Origin of the sequence: Arthrobacter sp. B0490, from assembly GCF_002929355.1 — a bacterium.
In the GTDB taxonomy this organism is placed as follows: domain Bacteria; phylum Actinomycetota; class Actinomycetes; order Actinomycetales; family Micrococcaceae; genus Arthrobacter_D.
Map to the genome: position 1 here is coordinate 199,443 of NZ_PJIR01000004.1, position 23,156 is coordinate 222,598.

24 protein-coding genes are annotated in these 23,156 nt (G+C 70.8%); 16 read left to right on the forward strand and 8 right to left on the reverse strand.

The window, feature by feature from the left end; genetic code table 11:
* Positions 1 to 31: 31 nt before the first annotated feature.
* From CXQ97_RS08950 to CXQ97_RS08965, 4 genes are read right to left on the reverse strand one after another with little or no spacing between them, the layout of a single operon-like run.
* Positions 32 to 1,270 (reverse strand): substrate-binding domain-containing protein, encoded by a 1,239-nt coding sequence (locus tag CXQ97_RS08950; protein WP_104180516.1) that lies wholly within the window; start codon positions 1,268 to 1,270, stop codon positions 32 to 34.
* Positions 1,270 to 2,361, reverse strand: coding sequence for an ABC transporter permease (locus CXQ97_RS08955; protein ID WP_104180517.1), 1,092 nt, complete (start codon positions 2,359 to 2,361; stop codon positions 1,270 to 1,272). The genes CXQ97_RS08950 and CXQ97_RS08955 overlap by 1 nt, the downstream gene beginning before the upstream one ends.
* Complete coding sequence (locus CXQ97_RS08960; RefSeq protein ID WP_104180518.1) at positions 2,358 to 3,434, reverse strand: ABC transporter permease; 1,077 nt, start codon at positions 3,432 to 3,434, stop codon at positions 2,358 to 2,360. Before CXQ97_RS08960 ends, CXQ97_RS08955 begins: the two co-directional genes overlap by 4 nt.
* On the reverse strand, positions 3,431 to 4,948 hold the full coding sequence (locus tag CXQ97_RS08965; RefSeq protein WP_104180519.1) for a sugar ABC transporter ATP-binding protein: 1,518 nt from the start codon (positions 4,946 to 4,948) through the stop codon (positions 3,431 to 3,433). Before CXQ97_RS08965 ends, CXQ97_RS08960 begins: the two co-directional genes overlap by 4 nt.
* Positions 4,949 to 5,086: 138 nt before the next feature.
* Here CXQ97_RS08965 and CXQ97_RS08970 point away from each other — a divergent pair, with 138 nt between their 5' ends.
* From CXQ97_RS08970 to CXQ97_RS08980, 3 genes are all read left to right on the forward strand, one after another.
* Complete coding sequence (locus tag CXQ97_RS08970; protein ID WP_104180620.1) at positions 5,087 to 6,295, forward strand: ROK family transcriptional regulator; 1,209 nt, start codon at positions 5,087 to 5,089, stop codon at positions 6,293 to 6,295.
* Positions 6,296 to 6,426: 131 nt separating this feature from the next.
* Positions 6,427 to 7,002, forward strand: a complete 576-nt coding sequence (gene pyrE / locus CXQ97_RS08975; protein WP_104180520.1) for an orotate phosphoribosyltransferase — start codon at positions 6,427 to 6,429, stop codon at positions 7,000 to 7,002.
* A gap of 31 nt (positions 7,003 to 7,033) precedes the next feature.
* Complete coding sequence (locus CXQ97_RS08980; protein ID WP_104180521.1) at positions 7,034 to 8,035, forward strand: thioesterase domain-containing protein; 1,002 nt, start codon at positions 7,034 to 7,036, stop codon at positions 8,033 to 8,035.
* 22 nt (positions 8,036 to 8,057) lie between these two features.
* Here the strand turns inward: CXQ97_RS08980 and CXQ97_RS08985 are convergent, their stop codons facing one another.
* Positions 8,058 to 8,837 carry an HAD-IIA family hydrolase gene (locus CXQ97_RS08985; protein ID WP_104180522.1) on the reverse strand — a complete coding sequence of 260 codons (780 nt, stop codon included), beginning with the start codon at positions 8,835 to 8,837 and terminating at the stop codon, positions 8,058 to 8,060.
* A 71-nt stretch (positions 8,838 to 8,908) separates the two neighbouring features.
* Here CXQ97_RS08985 and CXQ97_RS08990 point away from each other — a divergent pair, with 71 nt between their 5' ends.
* From CXQ97_RS08990 to CXQ97_RS09020, 7 genes are all read left to right on the forward strand, one after another.
* Positions 8,909 to 9,568, forward strand: a complete 660-nt coding sequence (locus CXQ97_RS08990; RefSeq protein WP_104180523.1) for a TrmH family RNA methyltransferase — start codon at positions 8,909 to 8,911, stop codon at positions 9,566 to 9,568.
* Between the two features lie 97 nt (positions 9,569 to 9,665).
* On the forward strand, positions 9,666 to 10,685 hold the full coding sequence (gene fbaA, locus CXQ97_RS08995) for a class II fructose-bisphosphate aldolase (protein WP_104180524.1): 1,020 nt from the start codon (positions 9,666 to 9,668) through the stop codon (positions 10,683 to 10,685).
* A 2-nt stretch (positions 10,686 to 10,687) separates the two neighbouring features.
* Positions 10,688 to 11,107, forward strand: coding sequence for a DUF3151 domain-containing protein (locus CXQ97_RS09000; protein ID WP_104180525.1), 420 nt, complete (start codon positions 10,688 to 10,690; stop codon positions 11,105 to 11,107).
* A 266-nt stretch (positions 11,108 to 11,373) separates the two neighbouring features.
* The gene (locus CXQ97_RS09005; protein WP_104180526.1) at positions 11,374 to 11,577 is read left to right on the forward strand and encodes a helix-turn-helix domain-containing protein; all 204 of its coding nucleotides are present in this window, start codon (positions 11,374 to 11,376) and stop codon (positions 11,575 to 11,577) included.
* A gap of 171 nt (positions 11,578 to 11,748) precedes the next feature.
* Entirely contained in the window at positions 11,749 to 12,246 is a 498-nt protein-coding gene (locus tag CXQ97_RS09010) for a DUF2975 domain-containing protein (protein WP_104180527.1), read from the forward strand.
* Positions 12,246 to 12,545: a helix-turn-helix transcriptional regulator gene (locus CXQ97_RS09015; protein ID WP_104180528.1), complete on the forward strand. Its 300-nt coding sequence runs from the start codon at positions 12,246 to 12,248 to the stop codon at positions 12,543 to 12,545. Before CXQ97_RS09010 ends, CXQ97_RS09015 begins: the two co-directional genes overlap by 1 nt.
* The gene (locus tag CXQ97_RS09020; protein ID WP_104180529.1) at positions 12,542 to 13,411 is read left to right on the forward strand and encodes an oxygenase MpaB family protein; all 870 of its coding nucleotides are present in this window, start codon (positions 12,542 to 12,544) and stop codon (positions 13,409 to 13,411) included. Before CXQ97_RS09015 ends, CXQ97_RS09020 begins: the two co-directional genes overlap by 4 nt.
* A gap of 31 nt (positions 13,412 to 13,442) precedes the next feature.
* On the opposite strand, the gene CXQ97_RS09025 is transcribed toward CXQ97_RS09020, so the two are convergent.
* On the reverse strand, positions 13,443 to 14,042 hold the full coding sequence (locus tag CXQ97_RS09025; RefSeq protein ID WP_104180530.1) for a hypothetical protein: 600 nt from the start codon (positions 14,040 to 14,042) through the stop codon (positions 13,443 to 13,445).
* Between the two features lie 237 nt (positions 14,043 to 14,279).
* Here CXQ97_RS09025 and CXQ97_RS09030 point away from each other — a divergent pair, with 237 nt between their 5' ends.
* Positions 14,280 to 15,569, forward strand: a complete 1,290-nt coding sequence (locus tag CXQ97_RS09030; protein ID WP_104180531.1) for an adenylosuccinate synthase — start codon at positions 14,280 to 14,282, stop codon at positions 15,567 to 15,569.
* 80 nt (positions 15,570 to 15,649) lie between these two features.
* Here CXQ97_RS09030 and CXQ97_RS09035 read toward each other — a convergent pair whose 3' ends face one another.
* Together CXQ97_RS09035 and CXQ97_RS09040 are read right to left on the reverse strand one after the other, a co-directional pair.
* Positions 15,650 to 16,429, reverse strand: coding sequence for a SurA N-terminal domain-containing protein (locus tag CXQ97_RS09035; RefSeq protein WP_104180532.1), 780 nt, complete (start codon positions 16,427 to 16,429; stop codon positions 15,650 to 15,652).
* 118 nt (positions 16,430 to 16,547) lie between these two features.
* Positions 16,548 to 17,054, reverse strand: a complete 507-nt coding sequence (locus tag CXQ97_RS09040; protein ID WP_104180533.1) for a DUF427 domain-containing protein — start codon at positions 17,052 to 17,054, stop codon at positions 16,548 to 16,550.
* Positions 17,055 to 17,135: 81 nt separating this feature from the next.
* Here CXQ97_RS09040 and CXQ97_RS09045 point away from each other — a divergent pair, with 81 nt between their 5' ends.
* The 5 genes from CXQ97_RS09045 to araA all read left to right on the forward strand — a co-directional run bounded on the left by CXQ97_RS09045 (position 17,136) and on the right by araA (position 23,110).
* Positions 17,136 to 17,942 (forward strand): carbon-nitrogen hydrolase family protein, encoded by an 807-nt coding sequence (locus tag CXQ97_RS09045; RefSeq protein ID WP_104180534.1) that lies wholly within the window; start codon positions 17,136 to 17,138, stop codon positions 17,940 to 17,942.
* 43 nt (positions 17,943 to 17,985) lie between these two features.
* Positions 17,986 to 19,029, forward strand: a complete 1,044-nt coding sequence (locus tag CXQ97_RS09050; RefSeq protein ID WP_104180621.1) for a LacI family DNA-binding transcriptional regulator — start codon at positions 17,986 to 17,988, stop codon at positions 19,027 to 19,029.
* A gap of 141 nt (positions 19,030 to 19,170) precedes the next feature.
* Positions 19,171 to 20,889, forward strand: a complete 1,719-nt coding sequence (gene araB / locus CXQ97_RS09055; protein WP_104180535.1) for a ribulokinase — start codon at positions 19,171 to 19,173, stop codon at positions 20,887 to 20,889.
* Complete coding sequence (locus CXQ97_RS09060) at positions 20,886 to 21,599, forward strand: L-ribulose-5-phosphate 4-epimerase (protein ID WP_104180536.1); 714 nt, start codon at positions 20,886 to 20,888, stop codon at positions 21,597 to 21,599. Before araB ends, CXQ97_RS09060 begins: the two co-directional genes overlap by 4 nt.
* Positions 21,596 to 23,110, forward strand: coding sequence for an L-arabinose isomerase (araA, locus tag CXQ97_RS09065; protein ID WP_104180537.1), 1,515 nt, complete (start codon positions 21,596 to 21,598; stop codon positions 23,108 to 23,110). The genes CXQ97_RS09060 and araA overlap by 4 nt, the downstream gene beginning before the upstream one ends.
* The last annotated feature ends 46 nt before the right edge of the window (positions 23,111 to 23,156 follow it).

Here is a 23,156-nt window from a genome sequence, read left to right on the forward strand (position 1 = left end):
GCCTCCTTCCTCAGCCGTGCGTCTCCGTGCGTCAGGGGATCTGGCGTTCCTGCCACACCGTCGGGTAGCCGGGCAGGTCCTCGCCGCCGAACTTGGCGTAGTGCCCGTCGGGCATGCCCTCGTTGGCGGTCAGGAACTCGCCGCGCTGGTCCTCGGTGATCGGCGACTGGGGGAGCACCCACTCGGCCGGCACCTCCTCGCCCGCGAAGATCTTCTGCAGCGCCAGCAGCGGGGTGCGCCACTGGAAGTTCGAGTACACCGGGGCCAGGGCGTCGATGCCCGTCTCGTCCCACTTGCGCAGGAAGCTCATCTCGTCCTCACCCGTCATGACGGGCAGGTCCGCGCCGGCGTCCTCGAAGGCCTCGATCGCGGCGACGGCGCCGTCACCCGCGTCCATCCAGATGCCCTGGACGTCACCGGTGGCGAGTTCGTCCGAGATGATCGACTTGATCTCCACGGGGTCGGCACCGGTGAAGTAGTCGACCGCCTCGATACCGTTCTCCTCGAAGATGCGCTCGGCCGCCGCCCACCGCTGCTCGAGGACGTCGACGCCGGGGAGGATGCGCAGCGCCACCACCTTGTCGCCCTCCCCGAGCCGCTCGCTGAGGAACTCGGCGGTGTCGATACCCCAGGCGAACCCGCCGATGGGGTGGATGAACGAGACGGCGCAGTCCGTCTGCACGCCGCGGTCGAAGACGACCACCGGCTTGCCGGTCTCGCAGGCGCGCTCGACGGCGGGCGTCATGGCCGCCGTCGAGTTCGGGGAGATGACGAACGCGTCGCAGTTGCCCTCGGCGATGAAGTAGTCGATGTCGGCGATCTGCGTGTTGTCGTCGTCCTGCGCGTCGCGTGTCTCCATCTCCGAGATGACGCCGGCGTCCTGCAGCACCTGGAGCTGCTGGTTCATGGTGATCCAGCCCGTCTGGCGCCAGGGGTTGGAGATCGAGGCGTTGGAGAAGCAGACCTTCTGCGGACCCTCGGCGGCGAAGGCCGCGGTGTCCGTCATCTCGCCGTCGATGTACTGCAGGTACGGCTGCGCGGGGTCACCTTCGAAGGTGGCCGACCGCTGTCCGTCCTGCTCGTCGTAGACGGCCTGGTCGAACCACTCCGTGCCGTCCTCGGAGGGCTGCGCGGCCTCGGTGGATTCCGAGCTCGCGGTGCCCTCCGCGGCTGGTGGGTCCTCGATGGATGAATCGGTGGTGCAGGCGGTCAGGGCGAGCAGCGACGTCGCTGCGATCACCGTGACCTTGCCCAGGATGCTTCCACGCATCATGTTCCTCCCTCAGTGCCCGGTGCGGGCGTCGGTGCTGCTATCGGACGGTGCTCGTCATGGGCCTGTGTGCTCGCGCCGCGGCGCTTGCGCTGCCAGTTCCGGGACGCGGCGGCGACGGCGACGATGATGATGGCGCCCTGGACGCTGTCGCGCCAGGTCGACTCGACGCCGAGGAAGTTCAGGAGGGTGAACAGCAGTTCGAGGGCGAAGGCGCCCGCGGCGGCGGACAGGACCCAGCCGCGCCCACCGCCCAGCACCACCCCGCCCAGGACGACGGCGGTGATCGCCGTGAACTCGTAGCCCTGCCCGACGGACGGGTGGACGCCGGCGTACCCGACGAGGATCACGCCGGCCGCGGTGGCGGCGAGGGAGGAGAGCATGAAGGCCCGCGTGCGGATCCACCAGACGGGCGCGCCGGTCAGGGCGGCGGCGTGGGGATTGTCCCCGACGGCCACGAGCGTGCGGCCGTAGGGCCTGCGCATGAGCCAGAAGGCCGCGCCCGCGACGACCGCGAGGAGGATGACGGGGTAGGGCAGCACCTCGAGGACGGGGATGTCCTGGATGCCGCCGCGGCCGATCTGCCGGAAGCTGTCCGCCGGGTTGCCGGTGGCCGCGCCGCCCGTCCAGAACAGGACGAGACCGAGCAGCGCCAGCATCGTCCCGAGGGTCACGATGAAGCTCGGCACCTTCAGGAGCGTCGTCACGAGGCCGTTCACCAGTCCCACGAAGGCCCCGAACACGATCATGAGGGCCAGGACCGGGAGGGTGCGCGACTCGTCCTGGCCGATCAGGTTGCCCGCGATGATGACCTGCGCGGTCACGACCGATCCCATCGAGAGGTCGAACTCGCCGGAGACGATCACGAAGTACTGCCCGATCGCCGCGATGGCGATCGGGGCCGTCCGCCCGATGAAGCGGATCAGGGAGCCCGGCTCGCCGAAGGAGGGGTTCGCCGCCAGGACGGCGACGAAGAGGACGGCGACGAGGACGAAGATCGCGCCGCTCGGGGTGCGCAGGGCACGGAGGACGCGCTCACCGCGGGGGGACCGGTTCTGCTGGAGGACCGCGCGTTCGGTGGCGACGCTCACGCCGGCACCTCGTTGCGTGCATCGGTGCCGTCCCCGCGGGCCGGCCCGTTCCCCTGCCGGGACGCGCCCGGTCCCGGCGGCGGCGCCGTGTCGCCCGGGCGGGTGGGCCCGCGGCCGAAGCGCGCGGGCCGCTGCGCCGTCCTGCGCCGCGCGTAGACGGCCACGGCGACCACGATCACGATGCCGCGGACGACGTCCTTGAGGAACGGGTTGACCTGCAGGACGCTCATGATGTTGTCCAGCATGGCGAAGATGAGGACGCCACCGAGCGTGCCCACGAGTGAGCCCTTCCCGCCGGCGAGGAGTGTCCCGCCGAGCACGACGGCGGCGATCGACAGCAGGTCGTACCCGCCCTGGGAGCCGATGGTCGGGCTGCCGACGCCGAGGCGGGCGGCCAGCAGCAGCCCCGCGAGACCCGCCATCGTGGAGCAGATGACGTGCGCGGCGATGACGGGTGTCCGGGTCCGGACGCCGGACATCCTCGCCACCGGCGCGTCGCCCCCGACGGCGTACATGGCGTGGCCCAGGCGCGTGGTGTTCAGCATGACGAGCACGACGGCGGCGCACGCGAGCATGATGAGCGTGGACACCGGGACGGGGCCGATCCCCGTGGCCCCGATGAGGCGGAACGCGAGGGGCGCCTGCCCCGCGCTGCCCTGGTAGGTGGAGCCGAGGTAGCCGCTCACGATCAGTCCCATGCCGAGGGTGGCGATGAAGCCGTGTACCTTCAACCCTGCCACCACGGCTCCGTTCGCCAGGCCGATCAGGGCGGAGACGAGGAGCGCCAGGAGCGCCGCGGGCAGGATGTTCCCCGCCTGGTTCGCCATGATCCCGGCTCCGACGAGGCTCGAGAGGCTGATCACGTAGGGGACGGAGAGGTCGAGGCTTCCCACGAGGATGACGAGCGTCTGGCCGATGGCGATGAAGCCGAGGATGCTCGTCCCGGTGAGGATGTCGGAGATGTTGCCGGCGCTGAAGAAGTTGCGGCCCGTGGTGCCGACGAGGACGGTGCCCGCGATGATGGTCACCAGGGCGACGAGGTAGACGATGTGCGTCGACGTCAGGCGGTTCACGGGGACACGCCCCGGGCACCGGTCGCCAGCTGCAGTACCTGTTCCTCCGAGGCCGTCGGCGGCATCTCACCGGCGATGCGCCCGTCCCGCATCACGATCACGCGGTCCGACATGCCGAGGACTTCGGGGAGCTCGCTCGAGACCATGAGGATGGCCTTGCCTTCCTGCGCCAGCCGGCGCATCAGCGAATAGACGGCGACCTTCGCGCCGACGTCGATCCCTCGCGTGGGTTCGTCGAGCAGCACCACCTGCGGGTCGATCGCCAGCCACTTCGCGAGGACGACCTTCTGCTGGTTGCCGCCCGAGAGGAACTGCACCTCCTGGTCGAGGTCGCGGGCCACCACCTCGAGGGACGAGAACACGCCCGGTGCTTCCCTGCGGGCGGCGGCCGTGCGGCGCGGATACACGGAGCGCACCACGCCGAGCGCGTTGTCGAGGATCGACTGGTTGAGGCTCAGGCCCTGCGCCTTGCGGTCCTCGGTGATGAGGGCGATCCGGTGGCGGATGGCGTCCCTGGGTGAACGCGGCCGGTAGGACGCGTTCCCGAGCGTCATGGTCCCCCGCGTGAAGCCGGCGGCACCGAAGACCGCCTCGACCAGCTCCGTCCGCCCCGATCCCTGCAGCCCGGCCACCCCGACGATCTCGCCGGCGCGGAGCACCAGGTCGACGTCGTCGAGCTGGTCGTTGCCGCCGCCGCTGATCTGCAGCAGCGGATCCCCCACGGTGGTGCCCGGGAGGGCCCCGGGGAAGAAGGCCGAGATGGGCCTTCCCACCATCGCGCGGACCAGGGAGGCGTCGTCGAGCCCGGACGCGGGGGAGGAGGTGACGATCCGGCCGTCCTTGAGCACCGTGATCGTGTCGCAGAGGTCGAAGATCTCCTTGAGCCGGTGGGACACGTAGAGGATGGCCGTCCCGCGCGTCCGGAGCCGGTCGATGATGCCGTAGAGCAGGTCGACCTCGGGGCCCGCGAGTGCCGCGGTGGGCTCGTCCATCGAGATGATGCGGGCGTCGTAGCTCACGGCCTTGGCGATCTCGACGATCTGCTGCTGCGCCACCGAGAGCGAGCTGACCGACGCCGTCGGGCGGATGCTCGTGATACCGAGTTCCTCCAGCAGGTCGGCGGTGGCCTGGTTCATGGCCCGGCGGTCCACGAGGAGGCCCTTCCGCGGTTCCCGTCCGAGGTAGATGTTCTGGGCGACGGTGCGCTCCGGCAGCAGGTTGAATTCCTGGAACACCGTGGACAGGCCCGCCTGGTGCGCCTGCACAGGGTGGGTGAACTCGACCGGTTCGCCGTCGAGCTCGACGCGTCCGGCGTCCCGGACGTACACGCCGGCGAGGAGCTTCATGAGCGTCGACTTGCCGGCGCCGTTCTCGCCGACCAGCCCGTGGACCTCGCCCGGGAAGAGTTCGAGCGAGGCGTCCTGCAGCACGGGCACTCCGAAGAAGCTCTTCGAGAGCCCTGTCACGCGCAGGATCGGGGTGGGAGCCCCTGGGGTGCTGACGTCGTCGTCCACGCGGCCACTGTGACACGACCGCACACTTTTGTCGAGGGACCGTCAAAAGATGGCTCCCAAATGTTATGGCCGGCGGGAGGGGCCATCGGAAGTGGCGAGTGCTTTACTGAAAGGGTGCTCATCACGTCATCGACCCGGATGCCCGATGGGGTCCCCACCCAGCGGCCGTCGGCCCTGGCCGCGTCCGGCGCCAGCGAGGTCTTCCAGGTGCTCCGGGACGGCCAGCCCCGCACCCGTGCGCAGCTGGCGCAGGTCACGGGGCTGGCCCGATCCACCGTCGCCGCGAGGATCGACGCCCTGATGTCGCTCGGGTTCGTGGCCCCGTTCGGTGGTGCCGCGTCCACGGGTGGGCGGCCGCCGTCGCTGTTCGCCCTGAACCCCGGAGCCCGCGTGGTCGTCGGCGCCGACCTCGGCGCCACCCACGCGATCGTGATCCTCGCGGACCTCTCCGGGCGGGAGCTCGGGCGCGCCCAGCAGCAGATCCGGATCGGCGACGGGCCGGAGGCGGTCCTGGGCTGGCTGGCGGCCGCCATCACGGGCCTGCTGGAGAGCGACGGCCGGGCGGCGGACGAGCTCGCCGCCGTCGGCATCGGCCTGCCGGGTCCGGTGGAACACGACACCGGACGGCCCATCAATCCGCCCATCATGCCCGGCTGGGACCGGTTCGACGTGCCCGGCTTCATCCAGCGCGACTTCCCCGTCCCGGTCCTCGTGGACAACGACGTGAACATCATGGCCCTGGGTGAGCTGAACGCGAGCTGGCCCGGCGTGGCGGACCTGATGTTCATCAAGGTGGCCACCGGCATCGGGGCCGGGATCATCCTGGGCGGGGTGCTGCAGCGCGGCGCGCAGGGCACGGCCGGAGACCTGGGCCATGTGCGGGTTTCCCGCGGCGGGGAGACCATCTGCCGCTGCGGGAACGCGGGCTGCCTCGAGGCCATCGCCGGCGGGCCCGCGCTCGCCGCGGCGCTCAGCGAGGCCGGCGACAGGACCCTCACGGGCAGCCAGGACGTCGTCGAGCTCGTCAGGTCCGGAGACGTCCAGGCGCTGCAGGCGGTACGGCAGGCGGGACGCGACATCGGCGACGTCCTCGCGACGTGCGTCAATCTCGTCAACCCCTCCGTGATTGTGGTCGGCGGGGCGCTCGCGCAGGCCGGCGAGCACCTCCTCGCCGGGATCCGCGAGGTCGTGTACACGCGCTCGCTCCCGCTCGCCACCGAGCACCTGCGCATCGTCCCCTCGGTCTCGGGGCAGAACGCGGGTGTCGCCGGCGCCGCGGTGCTCGCCATCTCCCACGTCCTCTCGCCCGAGGCGATCGACGCGGCCAGCGCACGCCTGGCCGGCTGACCGGGACGACCCGACCGGCCCGGAGGAGCGGGATCCGGCGCGGATCCCGCGGGCCGCGCGGGGACGACGGCGCAGCCGCGGCGGGCCCGGCGCGTGACAGGACGCCGCCCGCCCGTCGATAGACTGGCCGCATGACCGCCGAGACCTCCGCGCAGACCACCGACCGCACCCGGCTCCTCGAGCTCATCAGGGAACTCGCCGTCGTGCACGAGCGCGTCACCCTCTCCAGCGGCGTCGAGGCCGACTACTACATCGACCTCCGCCGCATCACGCTCCACCACGAGGCCTCCACCCTCGTGGGCCGGGTCATGCTCCAGCTGCTCGACGACGCCGGGATCACCTTCGAGGCGGCCGGCGGCCTGACGATGGGCGCCGACCCCGTGGGCACCGCCGTCATGCACGCCGCGGCGCGGTCGGGCCGGCCGATCGACGCGTTCGTGGTGCGCAAGACCCAGAAGACGCACGGCATGGGCCGCCAGGTCGAGGGACCGGACGTGTCCGGCCGTCGCGTCGTCGTGCTCGAGGACACCTCGACCACGGGCGGCTCCGCGCTCACCGCCGTCGAGGGCGTGCGCCGCGCCGGCGGTGACGTGCAGGCCGTCGCGGTCATCGTGGACCGCACCACCGGGTCGAAGGAGCGCATCGAGGCCGAGGCCGGCGTGCCGTACCTCTTCGCGTTCGGCAAGGACGAGCTCGGCCTGGCCTGACCGGCGCCCGGGCGGCCGCGGGGACCGGCACGTGAAGGACGACGACGGCCGGGTCCTGCAGCGCGCGCAGGACTTCCGCGAGTCCTCCCGCCGGTCCTTCCTCCTCGGCTCGGCGGCCGCCGCGGTGGTGACCGCGGACCTCGCGTTCACGCGGGTCATCCAGTCCCAGCGGGACCAGACGCGCATCCTGCCGCTCGACGACGACGCCGCGCGGGCCCGGTTCCCCAACGACCGCTGGGTCCTCTTCCCCGGGTACAAGACGAGCTGGGAGGAGGGCCTCTGGATCCTCAACTCGCTGCGCCCGGTGCTCTCCAGGCGGGCGCAGCTCGCCGTCATGGGCTACTCCAACCGTGGCCTCGACATCAACAACATCGTGGCGACCCTGAACCGCTACGTGGAGAACTTCCGCCTCGAGAAGCTCTACTTCTACGGCCACAGCTTCGGCGGCATGGTCGCCGTCGAGGTCGCCGCGCGCCTGCGCGACCGCGGGATCCCCGTGGAGCTGATCCTGCTCGACTCGTCCCCGTCCAGCCGGTACGACGTCCGGGACCAGCGCATGTTCGACGGCGTGGTGCTGCTCTACGAGGCCGGGGTGCGGGTACCCATCAGCGTCCGCGGGACCTACGAACTGGGCGAGCGGATCGTCCACAAGAACGAGCGGACCTGGAGCCAGATCGTCGACCAGACCCTCGAGCAGCTCTCACCGCTCGCCCCCAGCAGCGAACTCATCCAGTCGGAGTCCTCGTACATCTACCACTTCGACGTCACGCGGTTCCGGCTGTCCCTCGGGGACACCAGGGTGGTGTTCGCCGGGAACCCGGACGACGGCGTCGTCGACTACGCGACGGCCCGCGCCGGCTGGGCGCGGGAACTGCCCGACAACGTGGTGTCCGTGGACCACGTGACGGAGGGCGCCCTGCCCGCGCACGCCAGTCCGCAGTGGAACCCCGGCATCTACCAGGGCATCGTCGCCGCGGTGCAGCGCGAGTACGTCCCCGTGCCCCGCGGCGGCGGCACGAAGCAGGCGTTCTGACCGGTGGGGCCTGTCGCTCCGCTCAGACCTGGTCGATCAGGTCCGCCACCGACGTGCAGATCTGCGCCGGCCGGAACGGGTAGGCGTTGATGTCCTCCGGCTGCGTGATGCCGCTGAGCACCAGGACGGTGTGCAGCCCCGCCTCCATGCCCGCGATGATGTCCGTGTCCATGCGGTCGCCGATCATCGCCGTCGTCTCCGAGTGCGCGTCGATCCGGTTCATGGCCGAACGGAACATCATCGGGTTCGGCTTGCCCACGATGTACGGGTCGCGGCTCGTCGCGGCCGTGATCATCGCAGCGATGGCGCCGGTCGCCGGGAGGGGGCCCTCCTTCGACGGGCCGGTCACGTCGGGGTTCGTGGCGATGAACCGGGCGCCCTCCAGGATCAGGCGGACCGCCTTCGTGATCGCCTCGAACGAGTAGGTGCGGGTCTCGCCGAGCACCACGTAGTCGGGGTTCGTGTCGGTGAGGACGAACCCGGCCTCGTGCAGCGCCGTGGTCAGCCCGGCCTCGCCGATCACGTACGCCCTGCCTCCCGGCAGCTGGTCCTTCAGGAACTGGGCCGTCGCCAGCGCCGAGGTCCAGAGGTTCTCCTCGGGGATCTCGAGCCCTGACGCCTTCAGCCGTGCGGCGAGGTCACGCGGCGTGTAGATCGAGTTGTTGGTCAGGACGAGGAACCGCTTCGACGTCGCGACCCACCGATCGATCAGTTCGGCGGCGCCGGGAATGGCATGGTTCTCATGCACCAGCACGCCGTCCATGTCGGTGAGCCAGCACTCGATGTGTTCGTTCTCGCGCATGGGGCGTCCTTCCGGGGGAGTTGACCGTCCGCTGCCAGTCTTCCACCTCCGGCGCCGTCTAGGCTTGAACGGTGGAACAATCCCTGCCGAACTCGAGTCCCGTCCTGCCCGCTTCCGAGGCGCCGGCGGTCGGCGTCGGACCGTGGGAGGGCGACTGGCCGGACGGCGAGCACTGGGATACCGACCTGCTGGCGGCGGGCGACACCCGGAACGTCACCGACGGGTACCGGTACTGGACCCACGAGGCCATCGTCGCGGACCTCGACGAACGGCGGCACGGGTTCCACGTGGCGATCGAGAACTGGCAGCACGACCTGAACATCGGCTCCGTGGTGCGCACGGCCAACGCCTTCCTCGCGAAGGAGGTGCACATCATCGGACGGCGGCGGTGGAACCGGCGCGGCGCGATGGTCACCGACCGCTACCAGCACGTGCGCCACCACCCTACGGTGGCCGAGTTCACGGCCTGGGCGGAGGCGGAGGGGCTCACGGTGATCGGAATCGACAACTTCCCGGACTCGGTGCCGCTGGAGACCTACGACCTCCCCGAGAACTGCGTGTTCGTCTTCGGCCAGGAGGGCCCCGGCCTCACCCCCGAGGTGCACGAGGCGGCGGAGGCCACCCTCTCGATCGCCCAGTTCGGGTCCACGCGCTCCATCAACGCCTCGGCGGCCGCAGCGATCGCCATGCACGGCTGGGTGCGCCGGCACGTGTTCGGCCAGCACGTCTGAGCAGGTCCGCCGCCGCCGTCATCCGGCGGCTCCTCCTGCGACCGGCAGGTCCGCTCGCTAGGATGAAACCAGCATTTCCCACCACTAAGGAGTCCGTATGCCTATCGCAACCCCTGATGTCTACGCCGAGATGATCGACCGCGCGAAGGCGGGCGGCTTCGCGTTCCCGGCCGTGAACGTGACGTCCTCCCAGACCCTCAACGCGGCGATGCGCGGGTTCGCCGAGGCCGGCTCCGACGGCATCGTGCAGGTCTCCACGGGTGGCGCCGCCTACTGGTCGGGCGCGAGCGTCAAGGACATGGTTGCCGGGTCGCTCGGTTTCGCGGCCTTCGCCAAGGAGGTGGCCAGGAAGTACGACGTCAACATCGCCCTGCACACCGACCACTGCCCTAAGGACAAGCTCGACGACTTCGTCCTGCCGCTGCTGGCCGCATCGGAGGACGCCGTGAAGAACGGGCGCGACCCCGTCTTCAACTCGCACATGTGGGACGGCTCCGCGGAGACCCTCGAGGAGAACCTGCGGATCGCCCGCGAGATCCTGCCCCGCGCCGCCGCGGCGAAGATCATCCTCGAGGTCGAGATCGGCACCGTGGGCGGCGAGGAGGACGGCGTCGAGAACGCCATCAACGACAAGCTGTACACCACCGTCGACGACGCCCTGGCGACCATCGACGCCCTCGGTGCGGGCGAGCACGGCCGTTACATCACCGCCCTGACCTTCGGCAACGTCCACGGCGTGTACAAGCCGGGCGGCGTGAAGCTCCGGCCCGAGATCCTCAAGGAGATCCAGGACCAGGTGGGCCAGAAGATCGGCAAGGACAAGCCGTTCGACCTCGTGTTCCACGGCGGATCCGGCTCCTCCGAGCAGGAGATCGCCGACGCCGTCTCCTACGGCGTCATCAAGATGAACATCGACACCGACACCCAGTACGCGTTCACGCGACCCGTCGTGGACCACATGCTGAAGAACTACGACGGCGTCCTGAAGATCGACGGCGAGGTCGGCAACAAGAAGACCTACGACCCCCGCGTGTGGGGTGCCTCGGCCGAGGCCGGCCTCGCCGCCCGCGTGGTCGAGGCCGCGGCGTCCCTCGGATCCGCCGGGAAGAAGCTGTAGCCGTGTCCGACGAGTTCCGGAAGAACCTGCTGGGCCCCGAGCCCACCCTCCTGCCCGAGGAGCCCGACGTCGTCGGGCGCCTCGCGGCCGGCGACGAGGCCGTCGACCTCGCGGCGAAGCATCCGACGTCGTCGCTCGTCTGGGCGATCCTCGCGGACGAGGCCTACGCCGAGGGGCGGACCATCGAGTCCTACGCCTATGCCCGGACCGGCTACCACCGCGGCCTGGACTCCCTGCGGCGCAGCGGCTGGCGCGGCGCAGGACCCATCCCGTACGCCCACGAGCCCAACCGCGGGTTCCTCCGTGCGCTCTACGCGCTGGGGAGGGCCGCGGCGTCCATCGGCGAGATCGAGGAGGCCGAGCGGATCGCGGTGTTCCTCAGGGAATCCGACCCCGAGGCGAGCGCACAGCTCGCCGGCTGACCGGCGCAGGCCGATCCGGCTCGGGGGAAGCACGAAGAACGGGTTCCGCTGCGGCGGGCCCGTTCTTTCTGCTTGCCCGACCGCATCGTCCCGTCGGGCGGGACCCTGCGTGCCCGGTCCAGCCCGACCCGCGTAGCGAAGGTGGGCACGGTACTCGATGGTGCTGGTGATTAACGAGTAGTCCTCCTCCTTGTGCCGCTGTTACCAGCGCGACCAGAGTTAAAGGCTCCACAGACCGTGGTGAGGCGAATGGAAGTGGGGCGGAGATGGCCACGAGCGCGAGTACGGGTCAGTTGTTCACGGTGGCGGAGGTGGCCGCCATGATGCGGGTCTCGAAGATGACCGTCTACCGGATGGTGCAGTCGGGCACCATCCACAGCATCCGGTTCGGCCGGTCCTACCGGGTGCCGCAGAGCGCGGTACGGGACTACATCGACGCGGCGAACCCGGGGTCCGACTACACGATCTGATCGCTGCGCGGCGCGTCGCGGACGTCCCCACGGCACACGTGCAGGTCGGCACGGCAGGGCGGGTGGCGGACCGGATCCGTACTGGATCGGTGATCAGCCCTCCATCGACATTGTTGTGAAAGGTGTCGATTAACGATAGCTTCGTACTGACAATCAGTAGAAGGAGCTGTCATGGGAAAACCAACCGTCCTCGCACTGCGGATCGTGCTGTGCATGATGTTCGCCGGGTCCGTCGTCATCCAGGCGGTCATGGTGCCGTTGCTGGCGGTCGATCTGGAGCAGGCGGACCCCGACGTGGCGCTGATCCGCACTCCGCTCGTGGTGTTGACCGTGCTCGTGATCCTCGCCCTGCAGGTGGCGATGGTCTGCGTCTGGGGGCTCCTGACCATGGTGCGGCGGGAGACCGTGTTCTCGGGCGGGGCCTTCCGGCTGGTGAACGTGGTGATCGGGGCGTTCGCCGCGGCCAGTCTGCTGACCTTCGGGCTCGGCGTCGCGCTCGCACCCGGTGAGGCCGTGGCGCCCGGGGTCGTCCTGCTCATCGGCGGGGTGACCGTGTCGATCGCCGCCGTGGCGCTGATCGTGCTCGTCCTCCGGGCGCTGCTGGTGCAGGCGGTGGACCGGGACGCCGAGGCCCGCCAGCTGCGCACCGAGCTCGACGAGGTGATCTGATGCCGATCGTGGTGCGGATCGACGTCGAACTCGCGAAGCGGAAGATGAGCGTGGGCGAGTTCGCGGAGCGCGTGGGCCTCACGCCCGCCAACGTGGCCGTCCTCAAGAACGGGCGGGCCAAGGCGGTCCGCTTCAGCACCCTCGAGGCCATGTGCCGGGTGCTCGGCTGCCAGCCCGGGGACCTCCTGGAGTGGTCCGACGACGCCGCGGACGACGCCCCGGACGGTAGCCAGGACGGCACCGGGGATCGTGCCGACGGCGCCGCAGGCAGGGCCGCCCTCGGCAGGGACGGCGCATGAAGGGCATGTCCCGGTTCTTCCCCGCGGCACCCGGGCCGGGTACCGCCGGCGACGCGGGCCTCTTCGGACCCGACTCGGCCGCCTGGCGGATCGCCCGCGAGCGGCTGATCGTCGCCGGGGGCCCGGCTGCGCTCCTGCTGCAGCTGGCGCACCCGCTGGTGGCCGAGGGGGTGCGCGCCCACAGCGGGTTCGCGGGCGATCCGTTGCAACGGCTGCGCGGCACCCTCGACGCCGTCCTCACCGTCACGTTCGGCGACCAGGCGCAGGTGCGCGCCGCCGCCGGGCACGTCGCCCGCAGGCATCGGCCCGTCCGAGGTACCCTCCCTGTGCGCGGCGGGTCGATCCCGGCCGGGACGCCCTACAGCGCGACCGATCCGGATCTGGCCCTCTGGGTGTTCTCGACGCTCGTGTGGACCGCCCTCGAGGTGACCGATGCCTTCCACCGGCCGGTCCCTGCGGTGGAGCGGGAGGCGTACTACCGGGACATGAGGCGGTTCGCGCACTTCTTCGGCGTCCCGGACGCGTTCCTGCCGACGGACTACGCGGGGCTCGACCGGTACCTGGCGGAGCAGGTCCGGACCACGCTCGACGTCGGGGCGGCGGGGGAGCAGCTCGCCCGGCAGGTCCTCGCACCCGAGCCGCCGCTCGTGCCGTGGCCCCTCCGCGGCGTCCCCTCCGTCCTGGCAGCGGGCGTGCTGCCGGCCGTCCTGCGGGAGGCCTACGCGCTCCCATGGCGGCGGCGTGAACGCGTGGTGTTCGCCCTTGCGTGCAGGGTCGCCCGGCTCGCCGTCCCCCTGCTGCCGGCGAGGATCCGGTACTGGCCGCACTACCGGGTGGCCCGGGACCGGGTGGGCGCGGACCGCTGACGGGCCGGTACTCAGGCGGCCGGCGGGGCGGTCAGTCCGGGCGGCGGATCGTCGTCGTCACCGACACCAGCTGCGGGCGTGGAGGGGCGGAGCTGAAGCCGAACCGGACGGGCGGGAGCACCGGCGCCAGGGTGCCGAGGTCGGAGCCGCGCCAGGTCGCCGTCGCGCCGGAGATGGCCCGTGCCGACGTGACGCCGTAGTACTCGGTGCGTCCATGCCCAGCGGACCCGGCCGTCGCGACGCCCTTCACGAGCCGTGACGCCACCGGGTTGATGAGCGCGAGCCAGCGGGGATGCGTGGCCAGGCGCTTCGGGACGAGGCCCAGGAGCCGACCGAGGACGGTGGCGCCGCCGACCCCGGCGCGGAGCTGCAGGTCCCCGGCGTCGACGACGAGCCGGTCGCTCGTGAGCGTCGACGTGACGGGCGTGAGCACGACGTCGTCGAACGTGTAGGTGGCCTGCACGTAGTCGGCGATCTCCCTGTCCGGCGCGAGCAGCGTCCGCCGGCCGGAGGGGTCCTCCAGCATGACGTCCGTGAACGCCCCGAACGGCGAGGCGGCCCATCGGCCGACCACCAGGCGGGTCCCCGAGGTGGTGCCGATGCCGGCGATGTGTCCTTCGAAGCGGTCCATCCCCCCATTCTGCATGGGGCGTCCACGGACGCACCACGGGAACGCTCCGCCCGGAGTGCTCCCGGCCCGGCGGTGGTCATGCGCGGCTTTTTGCGGCGCCTCCCGGACGGCTCGGCTAAACTCGGACGGTAAGAGCCCCAGTGGTCGCACGACGTGCGGCCGGTTGGGGCGTTCTGATGCACGGCGTCCTTACCGCGGTTGCGCGGGGAGGGCCCGTGCCGAATGGGGGAGGATCCCATGCCAGCAATCGTGATCGTCGGAGCCCAATGGGGCGACGAGGGCAAGGGTAAGGCCACGGACCTGCTGGGCGGCCGGGTCGACTACGTCGTGAAGCCGAACGGCGGCAACAACGCCGGGCACACCGTGGTCGTCAACGGCGAGAAGTACGAGCTGAAGCTCCTTCCCGCCGGCATCCTCAGCCCCAACGCCGTCCCGATCATCGGCAACGGCTGCGTCATCAACCTCGAGGCGCTCTTCGAGGAGATCGACGGGCTCGAGGCGCGCGGGGCGGACACCTCGAAGCTGCGCGTGTCGGCGAACGCCCACCTCGTGGCGCCCTACCACCAGGTGCTGGACAAGGTCACGGAGCGCTTCCTCGGCAAGCGCGCCATCGGCACCACCGGCCGGGGTATCGGCCCCGCCTACATGGACAAGGTGGCGCGCCTCGGGCTGCGCGTCCAGGACGTGTTCGACGAGTCGATCCTGCGCCAGAAGGTGGAGGGTTCCCTCAAGCAGAAGAACGAGCTGCTGGTGAAGGTCTACAACCGGCGCGACGTCGAGGTCGAGGAGGTCGTGGAGTACTTCCTGTCCTTCGCGGAGCGGCTCAAGCCGCTCGTCATCGACTCCACCTTCGTGCTCAACGAGGCGCTCGACGCCGGCAAGGTGGTCCTCATGGAGGGCGGCCAGGCCACGTTCCTCGACGTGGACCACGGCACCTACCCGTTCGTGACTTCGTCGAACCCCACCGCGGGCGGGGCGTCCGTGGGCTCGGGTATCGGGCCCACGCGCATCTCCCGGTCGATCGGCATCATCAAGGCGTACACCACACGCGTGGGCGCGGGGCCGTTCCCCACGGAGCTGTTCGACGACATGGGCATGTACCTGCAGACCAAGGGCGGCGAGTTCGGCGTCAACACGGGCCGCCCGCGCCGCTGCGGCTGGTACGACGCCGTCCTGGCGCGCCACGCCTCGCGCGTCAACGGCTTCACCGACTACTTCGTGACCAAGCTCGACGTCCTGACGGGCATCGAGACCATCCCCGTGTGCGTCGCGTACGACGTCGACGGCGTGCGGCACGACGAGATGCCCATGACGCAGACCGAGTTCCACCACGCCAAGCCGATCTTCGAGTACTTCGACGGCTGGACCGAGGACATCACGGGGGCCCGGACCATCGAGGACCTGCCGGACAACGCGCAGACCTACGTGCGGGCGCTCGAGAAGCTGTCCGGTACCCGCTTCTCCGCCATCGGCGTCGGCCCGGACCGCGACCAGACCATCGTGGTGAACGACCTCATCGGCGGCTGACGCCCGACGCGACGACGGCCCCCGGAGGAGAGTCCGGGGGCCGTCGTCGTGTCGGAGCCGGGTCGGGCCCGGCGGCCGTCCTACAGATTGACCGTGATGTCGGCTCCTTCGCGGAGCTCCCCGATCAGGGACTGTGCGGCCTCTGAGGTCTTCTCGCCCGCCAGCTGCTCCTCGATCTGCGGTCGCACCTCCTCGAGCGGAGGGATCGGCGTCGCGGTCTGGCCGCTGGCTGCCTGCTGGGCGACGGCGGCGTCGTAGGTCTCCTGGATCTCCTGGTCCGTGGGCTTCGTGTCGCCGGCTTCCTCGGCCAGCAGCGCGTCGAGCTTCACCTGGTTCTCCAGCTGGGTGTCGAACGCGGCATCGTCGAGGCCCTGTTCGGCGAAGGCGGCCCGCAGCTCCTCCTCCGAGCCCAGCTGGCTCGACTCGAGGAGTGTGGCGATCGCCGCGGTCCTGGCTTCGGCCGTCGCCTCGATGCCGCGCTCGTCCGCTTCCTGGCGCAGCAGCTCGGTGCTGACGAGGTTGTCCGCCACGGTCGTCTTCAGCTGGTCCTGGTCGACCTCCTCGCCGCTGGCCGCGGCCTGCGAGGCCGCCTGCTGGAACTGCCCCTCGTAGGCGGTGGTGAAGTCCTCCCGGCCGATGTCCGTGCCGTTGACGACGGCGACGACCTCGGGGATGCCCTCGAGATCCGGTGCGGCCTGCGCGGCCTCTCCCGGAGCGGCCGACTCGACCGGCGCCTCGCTCGACGCGGCCGAGCTCTCCGGTTCCCCGCCCTGGGCGCTGCAGCCGCCGAGGACCGCGATCGAGCCGATGAAGGCGGCCGCCAGGAGGCGCCGTCCCTGGATAGTTCGAGTGATGGTCATGCGGACCCGTCCTTGCGTTGCGTGCGATGGTCAGCCTGCGACTGTAGCATCGCGGCCTCCCCGTGCACCGACCGCGCCCTCGGTGCGAGCTGGACGCCGGCCGCCGCCGGCGGGCCCGCTACCAGCCCCAGGTCCCCGCGCCGCCCTTGAACGGTCCGACGATCGCCGCCGTGATCCAGCCGCCGTAGAAATCGCCCTCCTGCGCCTGTACCGTCTCGCCGGCCACGGTGCAGCTGTCCATCTGCGACGGATAGATGGCGGCGCGCGTCGCCAGGTCCTCGTAGTCGCGCACGGGTGAGGGGTAGGTCCAGGCACCGCGCGGGCTGCGCGCTGAGCCGGCCACGACGTCGAAGTAGCTCGCCGCGCCCTTGAACTCGCAGTGCGTGGTGCCTTCCACCGGGACCAGGACACCCGGGGCGAAATCAGGGATCGGCAGGTAGTAGACCGGCGGGTGGCTCGTCTCGAGTACCCGTACCGCGTCGCCCGTGGTGGCGATCAGCAGGCCGCCGAACCGCACCTCGATCGTCGCCACCGTCCGCTCCACCCTCGGCGGCCTCGGGTAGTCCCAGACGGACTCCTGGCCGGGCCCGGGCGGGGTCCGCTTGCGCTGCATCGGGTTCCTCATGGGAAGAAGGCTACTCCGGCGGGCCTTCCGGGGAGTCTGTACGCTGGACGAAAGGCACGGCACACACGTGAGGGCGGGAACATGTTGGTCAGCGTTGGGCAGTTCCGGCCGGGTGGGGACACCCCGGCGAATCTGGCGGTCATGCGGGAGCTCGCGGCCGAGGCCTCCTCCCAGGGGTCGGACCTGATCGTCCTCCCCGAGGAGTCGATGTTCTCGATCGGCGCGGTCGAGGGGCCGCTGCAGCAGGCGGTCGAGGCCAACTGGACCTCGTTCGTGCAGCAGCTGTCCTTCATCGCCGCCGAGCACTCCCTCGGGATCGTCGCCGGCGGCTACGAGCCCAGCGGTGAGGAGCGGCCCTTCAACACCCTCGTCCTCATCGACGCGACGGGCCGGATCGTGGACACCTACCGCAAGCTGCACCTCTACGACGCCTTCAGCTACCAGGAGTCCACACGCATCAAGCCGGGCGACGGCGGCATCACGGTCGCCGAGATCGGCGACGTCCGGGTGGGCCTCCTGACGTGCTACGACATCCGGTTCCCCGAGCAGGCACGCGCGCTCGCCGACGCCGGGGCCGACCTGCTCTGCGTGCCGGCGGCCTGGTTCAGGGGCGAGCACAAGATCGAGCACTGGGAGACGCTGCTCAAGGCCCGGGCCATCGAGAACACGCTCTGGGTGGCGGCCGCCGGCACGTCCAGCGGCCACACGATCGGCCACTCGGCCATCATCGATCCCATGGGGGTGCCGCAGGTCCACCTCGAGGACGAGGAGCGTGGCGTCGTCACCACCGAGGTCTCGCGCCGCAGGGTCGACGACGTCCGCGAGTTCCTGCCGGTGCTGCGGAACCGGCGCTTCATCGAGAACAACACCATTGTCGACTCCCACTGACGCGGCGGGCTCCGCGGCGACCGGTTCCGCCACGGAGAGGCGCATCCGGCCGACGGACCCCGTCCGTGCCGCCAACATCCGTGACGTCGCACGCAGGGCGGGGGTCTCCCACCAGACCGTCTCCCGCGTGATCAACGGGCATCCGAGCCTCCGGGCCGAGACCCGCGACCGCGTGCTGGCGGCCATGGACGAGCTCAGCTTCCGTCCCAACCGGGCCGCCCGCGCCCTCGTCACCAGTCGGTCCACCACCATCGGGGTGCTCGTGAGCAAGGGCTTCGAGTACGGGCCGGCCGCGAGCCTGCATGCCATCGACAGCGCCGCGCGCGAGGCAGGGTACGCCGTCGACGTCGCGCACCTCGACGACGCGGAGGGTGGCTCCATCCGTGCGGCCCTGGACCGGCTCCTGACCCACAACGTGGACGGGCTGATCATCCTGGCGCCGCAGACGCAGACCCTCGCGGAGATCGAGCACCTGTCCATCACCCTGCCGTTCGTGACGGTCCACTCCGCGCGGGCCCACGACGACCACCGGCTCTCCGTCGACCAGTCGGGCGGCGCCGCGCTCGCGACCCGCCACCTCCTGCAGCTCGGGCACCGGCGGATCGTGCACATCGCCGGCCCCGACGGCTGGTTCGAGACGGAGGCGCGCGTGCGGGGGTACCGGGGCGAGATGGAGGCCTGGGGGTCGGAGGCCGAGGTGCTGCTGTCCGGGGACTGGACGGCCGAATCGGGCTATCGCGCGGGACTCGTCCTGCTGGGGGATCCGGGTGTCACCGCGATCTTCTCGTCGAACGACCAGATGGCACTCGGGATGCTCCATGCGTTCCGCGAGCACGGACGACGCGTACCGGAGGACGTCAGCGTGGTGGGCTTCGACGACGTCCCGGAGGCCGCTCACTACTGGCCGCCCCTGACCACGGTCCGGCAGAACTTCCCGGAACTGGGCCGGCGCTGCGTGGCGCGACTGCTGGGCCTCATCGGCGAGGACGGAACCGGAGCAGGCGTCCGCGCGGCCGCGGGTGCCGTGCCCGACGTCGTCCCGGAGCTCGTGATCCGCTCCTCGACGGCACCTCCGACCCCGCGATAGCGTCTCCCCACGCAGGGTCGTTGACACACGCCACCTCCGCACCCCACACTGGGATCCGCGAATGTGAACGGTCACATCCCGCGACGACGATCCACCAGAGCACTGCTTCGCGGTCTCGAGAAGAACAAAGAGGTCCTTCCCTTGAGTGACTCCACCCCGGGCGCACCCGGGACGTCCGCGGACGCCCCCCGGCCCACCTACGTCATCGGCGTCGACTACGGCACCCTGTCGGGACGCGCCGTCGTGGTCCGCGTCTCCGACGGGGCCGAACTCGGCGCCTCCACGCTCGAGTACCCGCACGCCGTCATGGACTCGGTGCTCGCGGCCACCGGTGAGCAGCTCCCGCCCGAGTGGGCCCTGCAGGTGCCCTCCGACTACGTCGACGTCCTCCGTGACGCCGTCCCGGCCGCCGTGCGGGAAGCCGGCATCGACCCGCAGGACGTCATCGGCATCGCCACCGACTTCACGGCCTGCACCATGGTGCCCACCCTCGCCGACGGGACGCCCCTCAACGAGGTGCCGGGCTACGAGGGCCGGCCGCACGCGTACGTGAAGCTCTGGAAGCACCACGCGGCGCAGGGCCAGGCCAACCGCATCAACGAGCTCGCCGCCGGGCGCGGAGAGGCGTGGCTGCCCCGCTACGGCGGGCTGATCTCGAGCGAGTGGGAGTTCGCCAAGGGACTCCAGCTGCTCGAGGAGGACCGCGAGCTGTACGACCTCATGGACCACTGGGTCGAGGCCGCCGACTGGATCGTGTGGCAGCTCACCGGGGAGTACGTCCGGAACGCCTGCACCGCCGGGTACAAGGGCATCTACCAGGACGGCGCCTACCCGTCCGAGGACTTCCTCGCCGCCCTCAACCCCGACTTCGCCGGGTTCGCCCGCGAGAAGGTGGAGCACACCATCGGCGCCCTCGCCTCGCAGGCGGGGACCCTCTCCGAGGAGGCCGCGGGTTGGACGGGGCTGCCGGCGGGCATCGCGGTCGCCGTCGGGAACGTCGACGCCCACGTCACCGCACCCGCGGCCCAGGCCACGGACCCCGGCCAGATGGTCGCGATCATGGGCACCTCGACGTGCCACGTCATGAACTCCGACCGCCTGAGCGAGGTGCCCGGCATGTGCGGCGTGGTGGACGGGGGCATCGTCGAGGGCTTCTACGGCTACGAGGCCGGCCAGTCCGGCGTCGGCGACATCTTCGCGTGGTTCGTCGCGAACCAGGTGCCCGGGGAGATCCGCGACGCCGCAGCGGCACAGGGCCGGAGCGTGCACGAGTACCTGACCGAGCAGGCCCGGGCCGAGCCCGTCGGAGCGCACGGCCTCGTGGCCCTCGACTGGCACTCCGGCAACCGCTCCGTGCTCGTGGACCACGAGCTCTCCGGCATCGTCGTGGGCCTCACGCTCGCCACGAAGCCGCACGAGGTCTACCGCGCCCTGCTGGAATCGACCGCGTTCGGCACCCGCACGATCGTCGAGACCTTCAACGCCTCCGGCGTTCCCGTGACCGAGTTCGTGGCCGCGGGCGGCCTCATCCGCAACCCGTTCCTCCTGCAGGTCTACGCCGACGTGCTGAACATGCCCCTCTCCGTGATCGGCAGCGCCCAGGGGCCGGCCCTCGGATCGGCGATCCACGCCGCCGTCGCCGCAGGTGCCTACGAGGACATCCACGCCGCCGCCGCGGCGATGGGCCGCCTCGACCGCGCCGCGTACACGCCCGACCCCGAGCGTGCCGCCGCCTACGACGCCCTGTACCGCGAGTACACCGAACTGCACGACTACTTCGGGCGCGGCGGCAACGACGTCATGCACCGGCTGAAGGCGCTCCGCCGCGCGGCCCGTACGCAGCAGGCCGTGACCGCATGAGCACGTTCGATCCCGGGACCGAGGCCGCGATCACCGCCGTCCGCCAGGACGTCGCAGCACTGCACGCCGAACTCGTGCGCTACGGGCTCGTGGTCTGGACGGGCGGCAACGTCTCCGGCCGGGTGCCCGGCGCCGACCTGTTCGTGATCAAGCCCTCCGGTGTCGGCTACGACGAGCTGACACCCGACAACCAGATCCTCTGCGACCTCGACGGCAACGTCGTCGAGGGCACGCCCGGATCGGAGCGGTCGCCGTCGAGCGACACCGCAGCACACGCCTACGTCTACCGCCACATGCCCGACGTCGGGGGCGTGGTACACACGCACTCCACCTACGCCGTGGCCTGGGCTGCACGCGGCGAGCCGATCCCGTGCGTCCTCACCGCCATGGCGGACGAGTTCGGCGGCGAGATCCCCGTGGGTCCCTTCGCCGTCATCGGCGACGACTCGATCGGCCGCGGCATCGTCGACACGCTCACCGGCCACCGCTCCCGCGGCGTGCTCATGAAGAGCCACGGACCGTTCACCATCGGCAGGGACGCGAAGGACGCCGTCAAGGCCGCCGTGATGCTCGAGGACGTGGCGCGCACCGTCCACATCTCCCGTCAGCTCGGGGCGCCCCTGCCCATCGAGCCCGAGCACGTCGACTCCCTTTTCGACCGGTACCAGAACGTGTACGGTCAGTCCTCGACCCCAGGAGCCCCTGCATGAGCCCCCTCAGTACCACCCTCGACGCCTACGAAGTCTGGTTCCTCACCGGCAGCCAGGACCTCTACGGCGAGGAGACCCTGCAGCAGGTCGCGGAGCAGTCCCAGGAGATCGTCCGGATGCTCGGCGCCGCGGGCCTGCCCGTGAAGGTGGTCTGGAAGCCGACGCTCAAGGACTCCGCCTCGATCCGCCGCATGGCGCTCGAGGTCAACGCCGACGACGCCGCGATCGGCGTGATCGCCTGGATGCACACCTTCAGCCCGGCGAAGATGTGGATCGCGGGCCTCGACGCCCTCCGCAAGCCTCTGCTGCACCTGCATACCCAGATCAACGTGGCTCTGCCGTGGGGCGAGATCGACTTCGACTTCATGAACCTCAACCAGGCCGCCCACGGCGACCGCGAGTTCGGGTACATCCAGTCGCGCCTCGGCGTGCCGCGGAAGACAGTCGTCGGGCACGTCTCCGATCCGGGCGTCTGCGCGAAGGTCGCCACCTGGCAGCGGGCCGCCGCGGGCTGGGCAGCCGTACACGAGCTGAAGGTCGCCCGGTTCGGGGACAACATGCGCAACGTCGCCGTGACGGAAGGGGACAAGACGGAGGCCGAGCTGCGCTTCGGCGTCTCGATCAACACGTGGGGCGTCAACGACCTCGTCGCCGCCGTCGACGCCCAGTCCGAGGCCGCCGTCGACGCCCTCGTGGCCGAGTACGAGGAGACCTACGACGTCGTCCCCGAGCTGCGCCGCGGCGGGGAGCGCCACGAGTCGCTGCGCTACGGGGCGCGCCAGGAACTCGGGCTGCTGTCCTTCCTCGAGGACGGCGGCTTCGGCGCCTTCACCACCAACTTCGAGGACCTCGGCGGGCTCCGGCAGCTGCCGGGTCTCGCCGTGCAGCGGCTCATGGCCCGCGGCTACGGCTTCGGCGCCGAAGGCGACTGGAAGACCGCCGTCCTCGTCCGGGCCGCGAAGGTCATGGGTGCGGGGCTGCCGGGAGGTGCGTCCCTCATGGAGGACTACACGTACCACCTCGTCCCCGGGGAGGAGAAGATCCTCGGGGCGCACATGCTCGAGATCTGCCCCACCCTGACCACGTCGAAGCCCTCCCTCGAGGTGCACCCGCTCGGCATCGGCGGCAAGGAGGACCCCGTCCGCCTCGTGTTCGACACGGACGCCGGCCCCGGCGTCGTCGTCGCGATGTCGGACATGCGGGACCGCTTCCGCCTCACGGCGAACGCCGTCGAGGTCGTCCCCCCGGACGCCCCGCTGCCCAACCTGCCGGTCGCGCGCGCGGTGTGGAAGCCCGAGCCCAGCCTCGAGACCTCGGCAGCGGCATGGCTCAGTGCCGGCGCCGCGCACCACACCGTCCTCACCACCGCCGTGAACCTCGAGGTCTTCGAGGACTTCGCGGTGATCGCCGAGGTCGAACTGCTGCGGATCGACGCCGGGACGAGGCTCCGTGACTTCCAGCGTGAACTGCGCTGGAACGCGGCCTACTACCGGCTGGCGCAGAAACTCTAAGACCTCCTCCTGAAAGCCGGCACCGTCGCCGGAAACCACTCACAAG

Bases quoted from the DNA above. Each gene is read 5' to 3' on its own strand.
- CXQ97_RS08950 (WP_104180516.1), bottom strand. From the start codon at position 1,270: ATGCGTGGAAGCATCCTGGGCAAGGTCACGGTGATCGCAGCGACGTCG.
- CXQ97_RS08970 (WP_104180620.1), top strand. From the start codon at position 5,087: ATGCCCGATGGGGTCCCCACCCAGCGGCCGTCGGCCCTGGCCGCGTCC.
- pyrE (WP_104180520.1), top strand. From the start codon at position 6,427: ATGACCGCCGAGACCTCCGCGCAGACCACCGACCGCACCCGGCTCCTC.
- CXQ97_RS08985 (WP_104180522.1), bottom strand. From the start codon at position 8,837: ATGCGCGAGAACGAACACATCGAGTGCTGGCTCACCGACATGGACGGC.
- fbaA (WP_104180524.1), top strand. From the start codon at position 9,666: ATGCCTATCGCAACCCCTGATGTCTACGCCGAGATGATCGACCGCGCG.
- CXQ97_RS09005 (WP_104180526.1), top strand. From the start codon at position 11,374: ATGGCCACGAGCGCGAGTACGGGTCAGTTGTTCACGGTGGCGGAGGTG.
- CXQ97_RS09010 (WP_104180527.1), top strand. From the start codon at position 11,749: ATGGGAAAACCAACCGTCCTCGCACTGCGGATCGTGCTGTGCATGATG.
- CXQ97_RS09015 (WP_104180528.1), top strand. From the start codon at position 12,246: ATGCCGATCGTGGTGCGGATCGACGTCGAACTCGCGAAGCGGAAGATG.
- CXQ97_RS09020 (WP_104180529.1), top strand. From the start codon at position 12,542: ATGAAGGGCATGTCCCGGTTCTTCCCCGCGGCACCCGGGCCGGGTACC.
- CXQ97_RS09025 (WP_104180530.1), bottom strand. From the start codon at position 14,042: ATGGACCGCTTCGAAGGACACATCGCCGGCATCGGCACCACCTCGGGG.
- CXQ97_RS09030 (WP_104180531.1), top strand. From the start codon at position 14,280: ATGCCAGCAATCGTGATCGTCGGAGCCCAATGGGGCGACGAGGGCAAG.
- CXQ97_RS09035 (WP_104180532.1), bottom strand. From the start codon at position 16,429: ATGACCATCACTCGAACTATCCAGGGACGGCGCCTCCTGGCGGCCGCC.
- CXQ97_RS09040 (WP_104180533.1), bottom strand. From the start codon at position 17,054: ATGAGGAACCCGATGCAGCGCAAGCGGACCCCGCCCGGGCCCGGCCAG.
- CXQ97_RS09045 (WP_104180534.1), top strand. From the start codon at position 17,136: ATGTTGGTCAGCGTTGGGCAGTTCCGGCCGGGTGGGGACACCCCGGCG.
- CXQ97_RS09060 (WP_104180536.1), top strand. From the start codon at position 20,886: ATGAGCACGTTCGATCCCGGGACCGAGGCCGCGATCACCGCCGTCCGC.
- araA (WP_104180537.1), top strand. From the start codon at position 21,596: ATGAGCCCCCTCAGTACCACCCTCGACGCCTACGAAGTCTGGTTCCTC.